We start from the raw sequence: 17,579 nt of genomic DNA, 5'->3' as shown, positions 1-17,579 counted from the left end.
TGCTGACAGCTTAGCCCTAATCCACACTCTGGTCAGCGTGAATCTCACTAAGTGGACTGAATTTTCCTTATATGAATCACCGTATCGCAGGCAGGTTGTGAGAATCAGTTAACGTGCCCGAATCATTGGCAAACTCGCAGGAATGGCCGCCAGCAAGCCGCAGGCAAAGCAACGACGCTGCGGAATGCCCGGTGAACAATGCCGGCCGTGGCTCCACGGTATGATATTCGGAGGCCGCAGAAGGGGTGCGCAGGCCCGTTTTGCGGGTCCCGCCGTCGAGGCCAACCGGAACTAAACCGCCAGACAGAACAGAGTGACTGCAACGTGAGCACAACCAATACGCCTCTCAACGCTGCCCGGCTTCCGGGAAAGGCAGGCTTCGCCCGCAAGGCCAAGGCGTACCTGGCCCTCACTAAACCAAGAGTCATTGAACTGCTCCTGGTCAGCACGCTTCCCACCATGATCTACGCAGAGCGGGGCTTCCCCTCTGTCGGGCTCATCCTCGCGACGCTGGTTGGCGGTGCCTTCGCCGCCGGCAGTGCAGGCGCCTTCAACTGCTACATCGACCGCGACATCGACAAACTCATGCACAGGACCGAGAAGCGGCCTCTCGTCACTGGCGAGGTCACACCCCGGGAAGCGCTGGTTTTCGCAACCCTCCTGGGTGCCGCCGCCATTGCCATCCTCTGGTTCGGCGCAAACCCTTTGTCCGCCTGGCTGGGCCTCGGCGCCATCCTCTTCTACGTGGTCATCTACACCATGATTCTGAAGCGCCGCACTGCCCAGAACATTGTGTGGGGTGGGGCCGCAGGGTGCTTCCCCGTCCTGATCGCCTGGGCTGCAGTCACAAACACCGTTGAGTGGCCCGCCGTCGTACTCTTCATGGTGATTTTCCTGTGGACCCCCCCGCACTACTGGCCGCTTTCCATGCGTTACGGCGAGGACTACCGCAACGCCAACGTGCCCATGCTTGGTGCTATCGCTGGCGCACGAGTGGTTTCTGTGCAGGTGGTCCTGTACGCGTGGGCCATGGTGGTCTGCTCCCTGCTGATGGTTCCCGCGGGTGGCGCCGGCTGGGTCTACACAGCAACTGCTGTTCTCGCCGGCGCCTGGTTCCTCTATGAGTCCCACGCCCTTTACAGCAAGGCGCAGGCCGGCGACGTTTCAAACAAGGGTGCCATGAAGGTTTTCCACGGCTCCATCAGCTACCTCACGCTACTGTTTATCGCTCTGGCCATCGATCCGTTTGTCGGCGCGCCGATCATGGGCGGCTAGCCCTTCCCAGACGCTCCCTCACATCCCGCGTCATCTCGTCCACACTGCCCGTGGCAGGATCTGAGGGATCGTCGGCCTTTTAGGGGCAGGATCTGAGGGAGCGTCGGGTTATTTAACCGGGCTTGAGCGGGCGAGGTCCGCTGCGTTTGTGGCGGCGATTATCAGCAGTGCCGCGCCGAGCATGTGCGTGCCAACCAGGAGAGCCGGGATCCCGTTGTAGTACTGGCTGAAGCCAATGACTGCCTGCAGCACAGTGACAGCGAGCAACAGGAACACGGCGGAACGGAACGGTCCGTTGATCTTTCCCCGCACCACGAGGTACAGGGCCACAAGGGAACCTGCGGTGATCAGGTACGCCGGCACCGCATGGATGTGCGAGAAAAGATCCCAGTCGAGGTTGTTGCGGGGAGCATCGGCGTCGCCGGCGTGTGGTCCTGCCCCCGTCACCACAACTCCCAAGCAGACTGCAACAGCAGAAAAAAGGGCGACGGCGGCCATCAGTGGGCGGGCGACGCCAGGCAAGGGGGCCAACTGCACCGAGCGGAACCTGCCCGTCCTTCCATAGGCCCGGTTAACGAGTAACGTCGCCAGCACCACCAGCCCCATGGAGACGAGGAAATGCAGGCCCACAACCCACGGGTTGAGCTGGGTGAGGACAGTGATTCCGCCGATGATGGCCTGCGCAGGGATACTCGCCAGCAGTCCGAGGGCGAGGAGAAACAGATCACGACGTTCCTTGCGCAGGTTCCACAAATACACCAGCATCAGGGCAGCAACAGCCGCCAGGGCGAAGGTCAGCAGACGGTTGCCGAACTCGATGAAGCCATGGAGCCCCATCTCGGGGGTGTTGACCAGGGAATCTGCGGTGCAACGAGGCCACGTGGGGCAGCCCAGGCCCGAGGATGTGAGGCGTACGGCTCCTCCGGTCACCACCAGAACCGTCTGGCCGATCAGGGACAGGACTGCAAGGCGGAGCACTGTCCTGTCGACGGATACGGGGAGCTTGGAGGTAAACCGGGACATCATCCCGGGGAGGCGCGACGCCGTGCTCACAGTTTTCTCAATTCCACTTGAACCAACGGGTGGCCGCTGCGCCGGCGACAGCCGTCCACAGCAGCAGGACAAGAACAGCCGGGGTGTTGACGCCGCCATGCACCAACGCGTCCCTCAATGCCTCACCGAGGGCACCGGACGGGAGAAAGTGCACCAGGTGCTGGGCCGGGCCGGGCAGCCGTTCGGCGGGAATCACGATGCCGCCCAGGGCACCGAGCAGGATCCAGAGCAGGTTGGTGATGGCCAGCGTTGCTTCGGGTCTAACCGTGCCGGCGACGAGCAGCCCAAGGGCAGTGAAAGCGGCTCCACCCATAACCAGCAGGAAAAGGCCGGGGAGCAGCCCTGCCGGATTGGGCTCCCAGCCCAGGGTCGCAGCCACTGAACCGATCACCAGTACCTGCAGGGCAAGCACTGCCAACACCGCCAGGATCTTTCCCGCTATGAGCCCGGTCCGGCCCAGCGGGGTGGTGGAGAGGAACCGCAGTACGCCGTAGCGCCGGTCGAATCCTGTGGAGATGCCCTGACCCGTGAAACCCGTGGACATGGCGCAGAGGGCGAGGATGCCCGGCACTGCGACGTCGATCCGGGTGCCGCCGAGCCCGTCCAGCAGCGGCGTGACAGTCAGGCCCACCAAGGCCAAGAGTGGCAGCACGATGGCAAGTATCAGCTGTTCACCGTTGCGGATCATGGTCAGGGCTTCATAGCCGCCTTGCAGCGCGATCCGTTTGAACAGGGGCGCAGGGGCGCCTCCGAGCGTCTCGTTCATCGGATATCCCTTCCGGAAATGTCCAGGAATACGTCTTCGAGGCTGCGGGCTTCCAGGCTGAAGGATCCGGGCATGATGCCGCGCGCTGCCCACCAGGCCGTGAGGGCAGCAAGATCCTCCGGGCTGAGCGCACCCGTGGCCGAGTAGCTGCCGGCCCTGCTCTCTCTCACGCCAATTCCGGCGGGAAAAACACCGGTGAAATCCAGGCCCGGCCGCGCCTCGAAAAGGAGCGTGCGGATGTGGGGCTGGCTCGGATCAGGCGAAACGTTCCGCTGCAGCAGTTGCGCCACGGTTCCCTCGGCCACGTTCCTGCCGGCGTCAATGATGTAGACATAGTCGGCGAGACGCTGGGCGTCGTCCATAAGGTGGGTTGTCAGGATGATTCCCATCCCGGCCGAACGCAGTTCGGTGATGAGTTCAAAGACGATGTTGCGGGACTGCGGATCCAGGCCAGCGCTTGGCTCGTCAAGGAAAAGCACCTCGGGCCGGCCCACCAGGGCGGCAGCGAGGGCGAGGCGCTGCTTCTGCCCACCGGAAAGCCGGCGCACGCTGGTCTTGCTGAAAGTGTCTATTCCGAGACGCTGAATCAGCTCGTCCAAGGGCCAGGGGTTCCGGTACATGCCCGCTATATGGCGGAGCAACGGGACAGGACGGGCCGACGGCGGGAGTCCGCCATCCTGCAACATCACACCTACCCGGGAGCGAAGGCCTGCATCAGCTGTATCCGGGTCCTGCCCCAGCAACGAGATGGTTCCGCCAGTGCGTTTTTGGAGCCCCTGTGCGCATTCAATAGTGGTGGTTTTTCCTGCACCATTGGCTCCTAGGAGGGCGGTTACCTTGCCGCGTTCGGCCACAAGAGACAGGCCACCCACTACCCGGAGCATCTTGCCGTCCAGGGCCGGGAGCGGACCAACGTCCTTGACTAACCCGTCTATGGACAAAACAGTGGATTGGGGGGATTGCACCAAAGCATTCTACGTGATGTAGTAGCAGTGCACTCAGTTCGGCTTCCGGGGTGTCCGAGGTCACAATGATGCAGCCAGCAGGCGAGCCTAGCCTTACTGGATGCCGGGACTAAATTACGACATCATTATGTTGTGTATTCCATGAGCTCATCCACTTCTGCGCGCTTGATCAGCCGCAGCGCGCCAGCAGGCGTGCCGGCGGTGCTCAGCCCTGTTCCGGCGTCGGCAACTGCCGAGGCTGAGGACCGTACACGCGACCGCGTTCTGAATGCCGTCCTGGAGCACGGGCCCGTAAGTGCCGCCGAGCTTGGCGACCTCCTGGGCTTCACCCCGGCCGCAGTCCGCCGTCACCTTGATCACCTTGCCCGCAGGGGAGTGATCGAGGTTAAGCGCGTAGCCAGGGCCGGCGCCGGTGCAGGCCGGCCCGCCCGCCGTTATGTTCTGAGCTCGCAAGGCCAGTCGAGCCTCGGGGACGACTACTTGAATATCGCAAGCTCTGCACTCAAGCAGCTCGAGAATATGGCTGGCTCGGCAGCAGTCCGTGAGTTCGCCGTCGAGCGTTTCTCGGACATGGAACGCCGTTATGCGCCGGAAGTTGAAGCAGCCGGAGCTGACATCACTGCAAGGGCGCGGGCCCTGTCCGCTGCCCTCTCCAGGGACGGTTACGTCTCGTCCGCCGCTTCGATTGAAGCCAAGGTGCCCCTTCCCGCTGCACTATCCAGCGTCCAGCTCTGCCAGGGGCACTGCCCGATTCAACAACTCGCTGTCCAGTTCCCAGTGTTCTGCGACGTGGAAACTGAAGTTTTCTCCCGCCTGGTAGGCGTTGACGTGCGCCGCCTCTCCACGTTGGCCCGCGGCGGACATGTCTGTACTACCCACATACCTACGGGTCGGCCGGCGGTTCAGGGGCGGGAAACACCCGCAGCACCCGGAACCTCAGAAGTATTGCCGGAAAACCCGGACGAAGTATCCAACCATCTGCAAGAAAGGCCGTGATGACGGACCAACTATCAGAGAAAAAGGTTGCTGACTCTACTGTGATTTCGGAGATTCTGGAAAAGAATCCCGAGCTCCACGGAATCGGCACTTACGAGTACGGCTGGTCCGACAAGAACGACGTCGGCGCCAACGCCCGCCGTGGAATCAACGAGGACGTTGTCCGGGACATTTCGGAGAAAAAGAGCGAGCCCCAGTGGATGCTGGACCTCCGCCTCAAGGGCCTGAAGTACTTCGACCGCAAGCCCATGCCCACCTGGGGTGCGGACCTGTCGGGCATCGACTTCGACAACATCAAGTACTTCGTGCGGTCCACCGAGAAGCAGGCCACCAGCTGGGAGGACCTGCCGGACGACATCAAGAACACGTACGACAAGCTCGGCATCCCCGAGGCCGAAAAGCAGCGGCTGGTCTCCGGCGTCGCCGCCCAGTACGAGTCCGAGGTCGTCTACCACCAGCTGCGTGAAGACCTTGAAAAGCAGGGCGTCATCTTCCTTGATACCGATACTGCGCTGCGGGAGCACCCTGAGATCTTCCAGGAGTACTTCGGCACCATCATCCCCGTCGGTGACAACAAGTTTGCGTCACTGAATACGGCTGTCTGGTCTGGCGGTTCCTTCGTGTACGTGCCCAAGGGCGTCCACGTAGACATCCCCCTGCAGGCATACTTCCGCATCAACACGGAAAACATGGGCCAGTTCGAACGCACCCTGATCATCGCGGACGAAGACTCCTATGTTCACTACATTGAGGGCTGCACCGCGCCGATTTACACCTCGGACTCGTTGCATTCCGCTGTTGTGGAGATCATCGTGAAGAAGGGCGCCCGCGTCCGCTACACGACCATCCAGAACTGGTCCAACAACGTGTACAACCTGGTCACCAAGCGCGCCATCTGCGAAGAGGGCGCCACCATGGAGTGGATCGATGGCAACATCGGCTCCAAGGTGACCATGAAGTACCCCGCTGTCTACCTCGTGGGCGAGCACGCCAAGGGTGAAACCCTGTCCATCGCTTTCGCAGGCGAGGGCCAGCACCAGGACACCGGCTCCAAGATGGTTCACATCGCGCCCAACACAAAAAGCTCGATTGTGTCCAAGTCTGTGGCCCGTGGCGGTGGCCGCGCTGCCTACCGTGGTCTGGTGCAGGTTCGCGAAGGTGCCAAGCATTCCGCTAATACCGTCCGCTGTGACGCACTGCTGGTGGATACCATCAGCCGTTCGGACACGTACCCGTACATCGACATCCGCGAAGACGACGTCGTTATGGGTCACGAAGCAACGGTTTCCCGGGTCAGCGAAGAGCAGCTCTTCTACCTGATGTCCCGAGGTATGCGCGAAGACGAAGCCATGGCGATGATCGTCCGTGGCTTCATCGAACCAATTGCCCGCGAACTCCCGATGGAGTACGCCCTCGAGCTGAACCGCCTGATTGAACTGCAGATGGAAGGGTCCGTCGGATAACGATGACTGAAATCACCACCGAAAAAGCGCGAATCGGCGCGCCCTCAGCCCAGCCGTTCATTAACGGTTTCACCGAAGAGGGCGAGAGCCTTTCTCCGATCAATTCCGCTGAATCCAAGGCCCCGCTGGCCGGAGCTTCCGCCAAGAGCCACTCCCATGGTGGCGGCGTCGGGATCCCCGACAGCTCACGTGCCGGACGCCTGACGTCCTACAACCTTGCCGACTTCAAGCCGCTCACGGGCATGGAGGAAGACTGGCGCTTCACACCGCTGAAGCGCCTGCGCGGGCTCCACACGGACGCCTTGACCGGGACTGCCCCCGAGGTGCTGGTCACAGCACCCCTGGGAGTCCTGGTGGAAACGGTTGACCGCAACGACAACCGCATAGGGTCCGCGGCGATCCCTGAGGACAGGGTTTCGGCCAACGCCTGGGAAAACTTCACTGAGGCCACTGTTATTACAGTCCCCGCTGAAGCTCAGGTCACGGATGAAATCAGTGTCCTGATCACCGGCCAAGGCACCGAGGCCTCTGCACAGCACATCGTTATTGAGGCGAAGAAGTTCTCCAAGGCCGTGGTGGTTCTTGATCACCAGGGCACCGCCGTCGTCTCGCAGAACGTCGAGATCCTGGTGGGAGACGGCGCTGACCTCACTGTCATTTCCCTCCAGGAATGGCATGACGATTCCGTGCACGCATCCTCACAGCAGGCAAAGCTTGGCCGCGACGCGAAGTTCAAGCACATCGTGGTGAGCCTCGGTGGCGACCTGGTGCGCATGACCCCGTCAGCACGCTTCACCGCCACCGGCGCCGAAGTCGAGCTCCTGGGCCTGTACTTCGCCGACGCCGGCCAGCACCTTGAGCAGCGGCTGTTCGTTGACCACTCTGTGGCCAACTGCAAGTCCAATGTTCTTTATAAGGGTGCGCTGCAGGGCAAGAACGCCCACACCGTCTGGGTAGGCGACGTCCTGATCCGTAAGGAAGCAGAAGGCACGGACACCTACGAGGCCAACCGCAACCTGGTATTGACGGATGGCGCCCGCGCCGACTCCGTCCCTAACCTTGAAATCGAGACGGGCCTGATCGAGGGTGCGGGGCACGCAAGCGCCACCGGACGTTTCGACGACGAGCACCTGTTCTACCTGATGGCACGGGGAATCTCGGAAGAGGTTGCCCGCCGGCTGGTGGTTCGGGGCTTCCTGAACGAAATCATCCAGAAGATCAAGGTTCCGGCGCTCGAGGAGCGCCTGACTGCTGCGGTTGAGCGCGAGCTCGCCGCCACCAATAACTGAACGGGTACGGAAACAGCCATATGACTGAACAGCCGAAGGGCGAGCTTGTCTGCAGCGCCAGCGAGATTCAACTCAAGCAGGCACTGCGGATCCTGATCGACGACTACCCGGTCGCCATCGTGAAGGACTCGATGGGTGACATCCATGCAATCGGGGACACCTGCTCGCATGCGGACGTTTCCCTTTCGGAGGGTGAAGTCGAAGGTTGCATGATCGAGTGCTGGGGTCACGGATCCCAGTTCGATCTCCGTACAGGAGAGCCACTTCAGCTGCCTGCCTACGACCCGGTACCGGTTTTCGCGGTCACCATCGAGGGCGACGACGTCTACGTGGACTTCAGCAACGTACTCAATGGCGCCGAAGCCCCCAACTTCAGCTAACCGCCAACCGCACATCAAAAACTTCAAGCCAAGAAACCGCACCGCCGCCGGAGGGCATGGTGCAGAGGAGAACAAGACACATGTCTACTCTTGAGATCAAGGACCTGCACGTCAGCATTGACACCGAACAGGGCACCAAAGAGATCCTGAAGGGCGTCAGCCTGACCATCAAGACAGGCGAGACCCACGCCATCATGGGCCCCAACGGCTCGGGCAAGTCCACGCTGGCCTCCACCATTGCCGGCCACCCCCGCTACAACGTCACGGGCGGCACCATCACCCTCGACGGCGAAGACGTACTGGCCATGAGCGTCGACGAGCGGGCCAGGGCAGGCCTCTTCCTGGCCATGCAGTACCCGGTGGAGGTCCCCGGCGTCAGCATGACCAACTTCCTGCGCACCGCCAAGACTGCGATCGACGGCGAAGCACCCTCCCTGCGTCACTGGACCAAGGACGTCAAGGCCGCAATGGCCCAGCTCCGCATCGATGCTGACTTCACGCAGCGCAATGTCAACGAGGGCTTCTCCGGTGGCGAGAAGAAGCGCGTCGAGATCCTTCAGCTGGAACTCTTCAAGCCGCGCTTCGCTATCCTCGACGAAACCGACTCAGGCCTCGACGTCGACGCACTCAAGGTGGTCTCAGAGGGCGTCAACCGCGCTCACGCCGAGGGCAACATGGGCACCTTGCTCATCACGCACTACACGCGGATCCTGCGCTACATCAAGCCGGACTTCGTCCACGTGTTCGTTGACGGACAGGTAGTCGAAGAAGGTGGCCCCGAATTGGCCGACCGACTCGAAGAAGAAGGCTACGACCGCTACGCTAAAGGCGCCGGGGCAGCGAGCATTGCAGCCGCGGCGGCAGCAGCACAGGCCTAGTAAGGACCAGTCATGACCGAAATCAATACCGCCCGGACGGGCCTTGAGGATGTCGAAGAGGCCCTCAAGGACGTCATTGACCCGGAGCTCGGGGTCAACATCGTTGACCTCGGTTTGCTCTACGGGTTGAAATACTCCGACGACGACGGCGCACTGCTGATCGACATGACGCTCACCACCGCTGCGTGCCCGCTGACCGATGTGCTCGAAGAGCAGGTGGGCAAGGCGCTGGACGGTGTTGTGGACGAATGGCGTCTGAACTGGGTGTGGATGCCGCCATGGGGTCCCGAGCGGATCACCGATGACGGCAAGGACCAGATGCGCGCCCTCGGGTTCAACATCTGACTCAAAGCTCTATCCAGCAAAGCACGACGGCGGTCGGTTACCTTCTCACCAAGGTGACCGGCCGCCGTCGCGCTTTATCGCTTCACGTTGCCGTTAGAGAGTGGCGGCCGAGAAGGTGTCGCATTGGTTGATGTCGCCCGTGGTGTATCCGGTGTAGAACCACCGCTGGCGTTGTTCGCTGGAACCATGCGTCCAGGCTTCGGGGGTCACCCTTCCGGTTGCGGCCTCCTGAATGCGGTCATCGCCGACGGCGGATGCTGCGGAAAGTGCGTCCTTCAGGTCCTGCTCGGTCAGGGGATCAAGGAACGGCTGTCCGGAAGCAGGGTCCGGCTGGGTGGCATGGTGGGCCCAGAGGCCGGCATAGCAATCGGCCTGCAGCTCAACCCGGACAGCGCCCGATTCAGGCCCCTGCGGATCCTGCTGGGCCCGGTCCAGGTAACCCAGTACGTTTTGGACGTGATGACCGAACTCATGGGCCACCACGTACTCCTGGGCAAGGGGGCCTCCGGATGAACCAAACCGGTCCACCAGCTCCTGGAAAAATCCGGGGTCGAAGTACGCTGTGGTGTCTGCCGGGCAATAGAAGGGCCCCACAGCTGAGGTTGCCGCTCCGCAGCCAGTATTGGTTGCTTCGCGGAAGATGACTGTTTCGGGTTGCGGATACTGCCTGTTGTACTGGGCCAGATAGCCCGGCCAGAAAGCATTCAGGCTGTTCACTGTTCCGACAATCCGGCAATCCAGACGTTGGTCTGCGTCCGCTCCGGTCCTGCACGCCGGCGCAGTTCCCTGGCTTTGGGCTGAGGGGTCCTGAACAGTTCCCCCGAGGCCTTCGAGCAATTGCGGATTAACACCGAACAAAAGGGCGAGCAGGAGAACGATTCCGCCCCCTATGCCGCCGCCGATGCCCCGGCCCATGCCCCGCCGGTCCTGGACCTGCGATGGATCCAGGCGGACATTGTCATTGAAACTCATAACGTCACAATAGTCCGACTGGGCGCTGAGGAAAGGTGGCTGCGGCGGTAAAGTGGCTCTGATGCCTTTTCTCGACCAACTCCAGCGCTGGGCCAATGAACGTCCCGACGACACCGCCGTTGTTGTTGGCGGCAGACGACTGAGCTGGGAATCCCTGCAGAAGCTGGCGGCTGATCTCGTCCCGGAATCACCCCAGGTGACCGTTCTGACGGAGGGAAATTCTGTTGAATTTGTCGCCCGTTTCGCCGCGGCGGTGGCAGGGGAGCGGCAGTGCGCTGTGCTGGATCCTTCCTGGCCGGAGCATCTGAGGAGCGAGGTCCGTGCACGCCTCGGCGCACCCGCCCCGGCGTCAGGAACCGCCCTGTCCGACGGCCCGGCAGAGTCCAGCTTCCTCATCGGAATGACCTCCGGCACCACGTCTGTTCCCAAAGCCTTTACCCGCTCCAGGAAGTCCTGGGTCCTCTCCTTCGAGGCATCCATGGCCTTTTTCGGACTCGAGGCAACGGACAAGACCATGGCCCCCGGACCGCTCGCGTCGAGCCTGAACCTCTATGCCCTATCCGAGTGCCTCTACGCGGGTTCCGAGTTCCATACCCTCGAAAACTTTGACGTCGGGGACGTCCATGGCGCCATCACCTACGACGGAATAACCCGCCTGGTGCTGGTCCCCACCATGCTCAGGCTCCTCAGTGAACGCGGCCTCTCCGGCGGGGTGGATGCCTCGGGAATCCGGAGCATCATTTGCGCGGGGTCCAAGCTGGACGCCCGTACCCTTGAGGCCGCGCGGAGGTGGGCACCCAACGCGACGCTTTTCGAGTATTACGGTGCCTCCGAACTGAGCTTTGTCTCCGGGCTGGGGCTCGCCCCCGGTCAGATCCCTTCGCCGGGCGGGTCCGGAATCGGGCGGCCGTTTCCCGGCGTTGAAGTCCTGATCATGGACGACGACGGCGGGATTCTGCCCGACGGCGTCGACGGCAACATCTGCGTGCGAAGCGGTCTGGTGAGCAACGGCTACCTGTGGGGCGACGACGGCCAGGCACTTCGCCGCTTCGGCGATTGGTACACGGTTGGTGACCAGGGCTATCTGGCCGATGGTGAATTGCACATCCTTGGCCGCCGCTCGGACATGATCATCACCTCCGGCAAGAACGTCTACCCGCATGAAGTGGAACTGGCCCTGGCGTCACTGCCTGGAGTCGCGGCGGCTGTGGCTGCCGGTATGCCGGACGATCTTCGCGGCCAACGGGTTGTAGCGGGCATTGTTCCCTCCCACGGCGGCGTCACTGCAACCCAGCTGAAGACAGGGCTCGAAGAGGTGCTGGCCAGAGACAAGCGCCCCACGCAGTACTACGTCCTGGAGGGGCTCCCGCTGACCGACAGGGGCAAGGTCAGCCGCCAGCTTCTGATCGACTGGATCGGCGACGGCGACCGGAAGGCGCGACGCCTTGTCTGAACGCCCAAGCTCCGGTTCCCGCGGTGGCAGCCTGCTGCCTGACGATCGTCAGCCCGTTATCATCGCTGCCCGGCGCACACCTCTCTGCCGTTCCGGAGGAGCACTCAGCGCGCTGCGTGCCCACGAACTGCTGGCGCCCGTGCTGGGCGCCCTGCTCAGGGAAACCGGTTTGAGGGCCGACGCCGTCGACGACGTCGTGATCGGCAACGCCGTAGGAGCAAGCGGAAATGTTGCGAGACTCGCCCTGCTGGAGGCCGGACTTCCTGTCACTGTGCCCGGGCTGACTGTCGACCGCCAGTGCGGTTCGGGTTTGGACGCAATCGTGCTCGCCTCCCGTATGGTTGCCGCGGGCGGTGACGGCGCCTACCTCGCGGGCGGTGTGGAGAGCATCAGCACGGCCCCGCTGCGGGCCCACCGCGTTGCGGCGGGCGAGCCGGAGTTTTTCAGCCGTGCCCAATTTGTGCCGAACAGCTACGGGGACCCGGACATGGGCGTTGCCGCGGAAAACGTCGCAGCCCACTATCGCATCAGCAGGGAACGTCAGGACGCGTTCTCGCTGCAAAGCCACAGCCGTGCCCTGGAAGCGGCAAAGGCGGGGTACTTCGAGGGCGAGCTGGTACCTCTCCCGAACGCAGGTGGCACTGTCAGCGCCGCCGGCACCGTCAACGCCGACGACGGGCCACGCCCCCGGCTTACTGCCGGAGTGCTCGCAAGGTTCCCTCCAGCCTTCAGCACCCCAGGAACTGTCACAGCAGGGAACTCATGCTTCGACGCCGACGGCGCGGCCGCCGTCGTAATGACCTCCCTCCAGCGGGCACGGGAGCTGGGGGCCCGGGACGGGCTTATGGTGCTGGGGACGGACACTGCGGGGGTCGATCCGAAGCTGTTGGGGATTGGAGCCGCGCCGGCTGCTGCAAGGCTCCTGGCTGCCCAAGGCATCACACCCCAGGACGTAGACCTGGTGGAATTCAATGAGGCCTTCGCCTCGCAAACCCTGGCCTGCCTCGATCTCTTGAATCTGGACCCGGGCCAGGTCAACCGCGACGGTGGCGCACTTGCTTTAGGCCATGCCTATGGTGCTTCCGGAGCCGTTCTGGTAACCCGTCTGCTGGCCCAGGCCCGCCGGAATCCCCAACAGGAGAGGCTTGCGTTGGCGATGATCAGCATCGCCGGAGGAATGGGAACTGCGGCCTTATTCCGCTACGGGGCAATCACCTGACAGGCAGTCGGAGAGACCGCCCCTCTTCCGGTACGGTGGCAAGCGCCAGGTGCCCTCAGTCGTCGGCTTCGCCCAGCCCGCGTGCTGCAAGGGCGTCACCGGTCTGTCGGGCGAAGGCAACGGTAGTGATGAAGACCGGAAGAATGCGGGCCCGCGGGTTCCGTTCAAGGCCCCGAGCCCGGGCGGAGTCCCGGACATCTGAATAGGCACCGGCGATGTAGGGGATACTCCTGAGCATGATGGCAATGGTCAGGGCGAAGCGTTCAGGGTCGGCCCCAAAGCGCTGGAAGGGGCGCGCCGCGCTGACCACACCATCGAGGAGCCGTTGAATAGGAGTGGTGGCCGTCAGCAGCGAGGCAGCCACTATGCACACCAGGATATTCAGGACGATCCGCCCGGCGGTCGGTGCTCCCAGCTGCCACCACTGGAACAATCCGATAACAAGAAGGATGGGCAGGACAGGCCGCACGGCACGGATAAGTCTCCGGACCCCGGCGCCGCTCAGCAGAAATAGTCCGCTCATGAAGGCCAGGACGCCAACGGACACCGCCCAGTCCACGATCAGGAATGACGCCATGCCGCAGGCGAATACACCCAGGAACTTCAGCCAGAGCGGTGCGCGGTGCACCGGCGAGGTCCCGGCCACGTAATTCACCAGCAGGAAGTTAGAACCGCTCACGCGTGCTCCCCGCTTGCGCCCCGAGCGGTTCAGGGGCTTCTTGCCCGGCCGGTGCCGCCGGCGGCAGGGGAGGAAGGGAAGCTGCGGACAGCTGGCGGTAATGCGCGACGGCGGCGCCTGGGTCGCCGTCGAACACTATCCTTCCGTCGTCCACTACAAGGACCCTTTCCATGTCCAGAACGAGGTCCAGGTCATGGGTGGACATCACCACCTGCTGTTCCAGTCCGGCAATCGTCCTCCGAAGAAGTTCCCGGTTGCGAAGGTCCAGCAGGGTGGACGGTTCATCCAGTACCAGCACAGACGGCGCAACAGCCAGCACCGTCGCGAGGGCAAGAAGTTGCCGTTCCCCACCGGAAAGTTCATAGATGCTTTGGTCAGCCAGGGGCAGCAGTCCAAAGCGGTCCAGGGTTGATTCGGCAATCCGGTGGCGCTCCTGCGGATTCCGGATGGAACGCCGAAGGGACAGCTCCACGTCCTCCCGGCCCGTCGGCATCACCAGCTGGGAGAGCGGATCGGTAAAGACAAAACCCACTTCCCGTCGAACACCGCGGACGTCCCGGAGGGTGTCCTTTCCGTTAACAACCACTCTGCCCGTGCTGGGCTCCACCAGGCCATTTAGAAGCCGAAGCAGGGTGGACTTCCCGGACCCGTTCGCTCCGATCACACCGACACGCTGCTCAGTCAGCGTCATGGAGATCCCGCTCAGCAGCACTTTGGATCCGGCGGTGCCGTCGACGACGACCTCGACGCCCACCTGGTCGAGCACTATGGCAGTCACGGCAGACGGTTGTGGCTCCGGGCCGGACGGACCAGGAGATCAGGGAAGGCTTTGTGAAGGGCGAGGGCGATAGTCACGGCGAGGACGTTCTTAATGATGTCACCTGGGTAGAACGCAAGATCGGCAATGACGGCCTTGGACAGTTCGAGCTTGGCGTTGACCACCATTCCCAGTACGCCCAAGGCGTGCACCAGGACTATGCTGCTGACCATGGCGGCGGCAAACAGCAGGGCGGCACGGTACTTCACGGTGCGGCGGATGATCAGGACGGTCAACCAACCCACCGCTGCGGCGGCAAGCGGGAAGGCAATAATGTAGCCCGCCGAAGGTCCCGCCAGTATGCCCAGGCCGCTGCGGCCACCACTGAAAATGGGCAGCCCGGCCAGGCCAAGCAGCACGTAGAGTCCGACGGCGGCAAACGCACGTCCCGGGCCCAGCACCAGTCCCGTGAGCATTACAGCCAAAGTCTGGAGAGTAATAGGCACGCCGAGTCCCCCGACGGGAATAGCGGCAATCAGAGCTGAGCCCGCAACAAGGGCGGCGAAGACTGCGATGAGACCGAGATCGGTGGCGTTCCAACGCTTGCGTCGCGTCGGGGAATCGGTGGTGACAGCATTGTCAGTCTGAGTCATGATGAATCCTGTTCTTGGGGTGCAGGCAGGAGCCGCCGGCACGAAACTACCTCTGGATTCTGACGATACGTCCCTCCGACAGTGCGGTTTTTGTAGGGGGTCTACTAATCCCGGGACCCGGCATTGTTTTTGTCAAGGACCAGCTCCATGCAGACGAGATCGGAACGGGGGTCCCAGGACGGAACATCCAGGAACCCCAGCCGGCGGTAGGAACGCAGCGCCGGCTCACGCCACGGCCAAACGGTCAAGCGCACTGCCCTGGATTGGAAATCCTTCGCAACGGTCAGTGCCTGCTGAAGAAGAGCCGAGCCGACTCCGGAGCCTCGGGCGGAAGGCGTCACCCACAACCGTTTCACCTCACTTGCCCGGACATCAACCGTCAGCACCAGCATCCCCACAACATCGGGACCGTCGGTGGCCATCAGCACGTGGGCATGTGCGAACGACGCTTCAGGATCATCAATTTCATTCTGATATTTCGCAGGCAGCGGCAATCCTTCAGTCTGTGCGCCAATCCCGTGGATCGCCTTCTCCCGCTCCGTTTGGCGATGATACTGCTCCAGGAGTTCTCCCACCGCCGCTTTGTGCTGGGCATCGGACACGTCTGCTGTGATTACGGTGTGCATTCGCTGAGCCTAACGGGCTGGGCGGACTGTGTCTCATTCGGCCGTGAGCGTCCGCGTTTCAGGCGTTGCAGGCCCTGCCGGTAGACTGGTAGAGGCCGTTCTCTCGGCTACCTGCCCCGGTCCCAACAGATCCCATCAGTTGTGCTGCGGCGTTCCCTGTTGTGAAAGGCATTACCTGCTGTGATTACCGTCCAGGATCTTGAACTGCGCGCCGGCGCCCGTCTCCTTATGGACCAGGTGAGCTTCCGGATCGACAAGGGAGACAAGATCGGTTTGGTAGGCCGGAACGGTGCAGGAAAAACCACTCTTACCCGCGTCTTGGCGGGAGAGGGCCTTCCGGCTGCGGGAAAAGTGACCCGCAGCGGTGAAATCGGCTATCTGCCGCAGGACCCGCGGACCCCGGACATGGAACAGTTGGCGCGCGACCGCATCCTGTCCGCCCGTGGCCTTGACGTCGTGGTGGGCAAACTCAAGCAGACCCACGAGGATATGGCCAGCGATGACGCCACTGTTCAACGCAAGGCCATGAACCGCTACGACCGTCTGGAAGCCGAATTCCTGGCGGGTGGCGGCTATGCAGCAGAGGCAGAGGCAGCATCGATCTCCTCAAATCTCGCATTGCCGGACCGCATCCTCAATCAGCCGCTCAAAACGCTTTCCGGTGGCCAGCGCCGTCGTGTAGAGCTGGCCCGGATCCTGTATTCAGGCGCCGAAACCATGCTCCTTGACGAACCCACAAACCACCTTGACGCCGATTCCATCTCGTGGCTGCGCGACTTCCTCAAGAACCACCAGGGCGGGCTGATCGTGATCAGCCACGACACCGAGCTGCTTGAAGCCACCGTGAATAAGGTCTTCCTGCTGGACGCGAACCGGGCGCAGATCGACTTCTACAACATGGACTGGAAGCGCTACCTGCTCCAGCGTGAAACGGACGAGCGGGCGCGAAAGCGCGAACGCGCCAACGCCGAGAAGAAGGCGCAGGTCCTGTTTGACCAGGCCAACAAGATGCGTGCCAAGGCCACCAAGGCTGTCGCAGCGCAGAACATGGCAAAGCGTGCCGAACGCCTCCTGAAGGGTCTGGAGGCAGTGCGCGAAAACGACCGCGTGGCCGCCCTCCGTTTCCCGGATCCCTCACCCTGCGGAAAGACGCCGCTTACCGCCGAAGGCCTCAGCAAGTCCTACGGCTCACTTGAGATCTTCACCGACGTCGACCTCGCCATCGACCGCGGCTCCAAGGTGGTCATCCTCGGCCTCAACGGTGCGGGCAAGACCACCCTGCTGCGCATGCTGGCCGGGGTGGACAAGCCGGATACCGGCGAAATTCTCCCCGGACACGGGCTGAAAGTGGGCTACTACGCGCAGGAACACGAAACGCTCGACGTCGATCGCACTGTCTTGGAAAACATGCGCTCTTCAGCGCCGGACATGCAGGACGCTGAGGTGCGTGGCATCCTCGGCTCCTTCCTGTTCTCGGGCGACGACGTCGACAAGCCGGCAGGCGTTCTTTCCGGCGGTGAGAAGACCCGCCTTGCCCTGGCCACCATCGTGGCGTCCAGCGCGAACGTCCTGCTCCTTGACGAGCCGACAAACAACCTGGACCCCGCCAGCCGTGCCGAAATTCTGGGTGCGCTGCGCAACTACAGCGGCGCCGTCGTCCTCGTCAGCCACGATGAAGGGGCCGTCGAAGCCCTTAACCCGGAACGTGTGGTTCTGCTGCCGGATGGCGTTGAGGACCTCTGGAACGAGGACTACCTGGATCTGATCACCCTCGCGTAGCCAAGGCCCGACTCAAAACCAGCACTTGTTC

At 62.7% G+C, this 17,579-nt stretch carries 18 protein-coding genes; 10 read left to right on the top strand and 8 right to left on the bottom strand.

What is annotated here, in order from left to right; all coding sequences use genetic code 11:
- Window positions 1-324: 324 nt before the first annotated feature.
- Window positions 325-1,275: a heme o synthase gene (locus M1E02_RS11040; RefSeq protein WP_479374319.1), complete on the top strand. Its 951-nt coding sequence runs from the start codon at window positions 325-327 to the stop codon at window positions 1,273-1,275.
- A 108-nt stretch (window positions 1,276-1,383) separates the two neighbouring features.
- Here the strand turns inward: M1E02_RS11040 and M1E02_RS11035 are convergent, their stop codons facing one another.
- From M1E02_RS11035 to M1E02_RS11025, 3 genes are read right to left on the bottom strand one after another with little or no spacing between them, the layout of a single operon-like run.
- Window positions 1,384-2,328, bottom strand: coding sequence for a COX15/CtaA family protein (locus M1E02_RS11035; protein WP_479374318.1), 945 nt, complete (start codon window positions 2,326-2,328; stop codon window positions 1,384-1,386).
- A gap of 7 nt (window positions 2,329-2,335) precedes the next feature.
- Window positions 2,336-3,094, bottom strand: coding sequence for an ABC transporter permease (locus M1E02_RS11030; RefSeq protein ID WP_479374317.1), 759 nt, complete (start codon window positions 3,092-3,094; stop codon window positions 2,336-2,338).
- Window positions 3,091-4,059 carry an ABC transporter ATP-binding protein gene (locus M1E02_RS11025; protein ID WP_479374316.1) on the bottom strand — a complete coding sequence of 323 codons (969 nt, stop codon included), beginning with the start codon at window positions 4,057-4,059 and terminating at the stop codon, window positions 3,091-3,093. The genes M1E02_RS11030 and M1E02_RS11025 overlap by 4 nt, the downstream gene beginning before the upstream one ends.
- A 141-nt stretch (window positions 4,060-4,200) precedes the next feature.
- Between M1E02_RS11025 and M1E02_RS11020 the strand changes: the two genes are divergently transcribed.
- From M1E02_RS11020 to M1E02_RS10995, 6 genes are all read left to right on the top strand, one after another.
- On the top strand, window positions 4,201-5,055 hold the full coding sequence (locus tag M1E02_RS11020) for a helix-turn-helix transcriptional regulator (protein ID WP_479374315.1): 855 nt from the start codon (window positions 4,201-4,203) through the stop codon (window positions 5,053-5,055).
- Window positions 5,055-6,518: a Fe-S cluster assembly protein SufB gene (gene sufB, locus M1E02_RS11015; RefSeq protein ID WP_309106837.1), complete on the top strand. Its 1,464-nt coding sequence runs from the start codon at window positions 5,055-5,057 to the stop codon at window positions 6,516-6,518. The genes M1E02_RS11020 and sufB overlap by 1 nt, the downstream gene beginning before the upstream one ends.
- A 2-nt stretch (window positions 6,519-6,520) precedes the next feature.
- Window positions 6,521-7,807, top strand: coding sequence for a Fe-S cluster assembly protein SufD (gene sufD, locus M1E02_RS11010; protein ID WP_479374314.1), 1,287 nt, complete (start codon window positions 6,521-6,523; stop codon window positions 7,805-7,807).
- Between the two features lie 20 nt (window positions 7,808-7,827).
- The gene (locus M1E02_RS11005; RefSeq protein ID WP_479374313.1) at window positions 7,828-8,187 is read left to right on the top strand and encodes a non-heme iron oxygenase ferredoxin subunit; all 360 of its coding nucleotides are present in this window, start codon (window positions 7,828-7,830) and stop codon (window positions 8,185-8,187) included.
- An 80-nt stretch (window positions 8,188-8,267) separates the two neighbouring features.
- On the top strand, window positions 8,268-9,065 hold the full coding sequence (gene sufC, locus M1E02_RS11000; RefSeq protein ID WP_247045239.1) for a Fe-S cluster assembly ATPase SufC: 798 nt from the start codon (window positions 8,268-8,270) through the stop codon (window positions 9,063-9,065).
- 12 nt (window positions 9,066-9,077) lie between these two features.
- On the top strand, window positions 9,078-9,410 hold the full coding sequence (locus M1E02_RS10995) for a metal-sulfur cluster assembly factor (RefSeq protein ID WP_247045237.1): 333 nt from the start codon (window positions 9,078-9,080) through the stop codon (window positions 9,408-9,410).
- Window positions 9,411-9,503: 93 nt separating this feature from the next.
- Here M1E02_RS10995 and ypfJ read toward each other — a convergent pair whose 3' ends face one another.
- Window positions 9,504-10,382, bottom strand: coding sequence for a KPN_02809 family neutral zinc metallopeptidase (gene ypfJ / locus M1E02_RS10990; protein ID WP_479374312.1), 879 nt, complete (start codon window positions 10,380-10,382; stop codon window positions 9,504-9,506).
- A gap of 61 nt (window positions 10,383-10,443) precedes the next feature.
- Here ypfJ and M1E02_RS10985 point away from each other — a divergent pair, with 61 nt between their 5' ends.
- Window positions 10,444-11,835 carry a class I adenylate-forming enzyme family protein gene (locus tag M1E02_RS10985; RefSeq protein ID WP_479374311.1) on the top strand — a complete coding sequence of 464 codons (1,392 nt, stop codon included), beginning with the start codon at window positions 10,444-10,446 and terminating at the stop codon, window positions 11,833-11,835.
- Window positions 11,828-13,054 (top strand): thiolase family protein, encoded by a 1,227-nt coding sequence (locus M1E02_RS10980; RefSeq protein WP_479374310.1) that lies wholly within the window; start codon window positions 11,828-11,830, stop codon window positions 13,052-13,054. The genes M1E02_RS10985 and M1E02_RS10980 overlap by 8 nt, the downstream gene beginning before the upstream one ends.
- A 55-nt stretch (window positions 13,055-13,109) precedes the next feature.
- Here M1E02_RS10980 and M1E02_RS10975 read toward each other — a convergent pair whose 3' ends face one another.
- From M1E02_RS10975 to M1E02_RS10960, 4 genes are all read right to left on the bottom strand, one after another.
- Window positions 13,110-13,733, bottom strand: a complete 624-nt coding sequence (locus M1E02_RS10975) for an energy-coupling factor transporter transmembrane component T family protein (RefSeq protein WP_479374309.1) — start codon at window positions 13,731-13,733, stop codon at window positions 13,110-13,112.
- The gene (locus M1E02_RS10970) at window positions 13,720-14,511 is read right to left on the bottom strand and encodes an energy-coupling factor ABC transporter ATP-binding protein (protein ID WP_479374308.1); all 792 of its coding nucleotides are present in this window, start codon (window positions 14,509-14,511) and stop codon (window positions 13,720-13,722) included. Before M1E02_RS10970 ends, M1E02_RS10975 begins: the two co-directional genes overlap by 14 nt.
- Window positions 14,508-15,143, bottom strand: coding sequence for a biotin transporter BioY (locus M1E02_RS10965; protein WP_479374307.1), 636 nt, complete (start codon window positions 15,141-15,143; stop codon window positions 14,508-14,510). The genes M1E02_RS10970 and M1E02_RS10965 overlap by 4 nt, the downstream gene beginning before the upstream one ends.
- A 104-nt stretch (window positions 15,144-15,247) precedes the next feature.
- The gene (locus tag M1E02_RS10960) at window positions 15,248-15,769 is read right to left on the bottom strand and encodes a GNAT family N-acetyltransferase (protein ID WP_479374306.1); all 522 of its coding nucleotides are present in this window, start codon (window positions 15,767-15,769) and stop codon (window positions 15,248-15,250) included.
- Window positions 15,770-15,949: 180 nt separating this feature from the next.
- On the opposite strand from M1E02_RS10960, the gene M1E02_RS10955 reads away from it, so the two are divergent.
- A complete protein-coding gene (locus M1E02_RS10955) occupies window positions 15,950-17,548 on the top strand; it encodes an ABC-F family ATP-binding cassette domain-containing protein (protein WP_479374305.1) in 1,599 nt (532 codons plus the stop codon).
- The last annotated feature ends 31 nt before the right edge of the window (window positions 17,549-17,579 follow it).

This window comes from Arthrobacter sp. Z5-13 (assembly GCF_056499105.1).
Note: the sequence above shows the minus strand (reverse complement) of the source record. Positions and strands in the feature narration are given on the sequence as shown.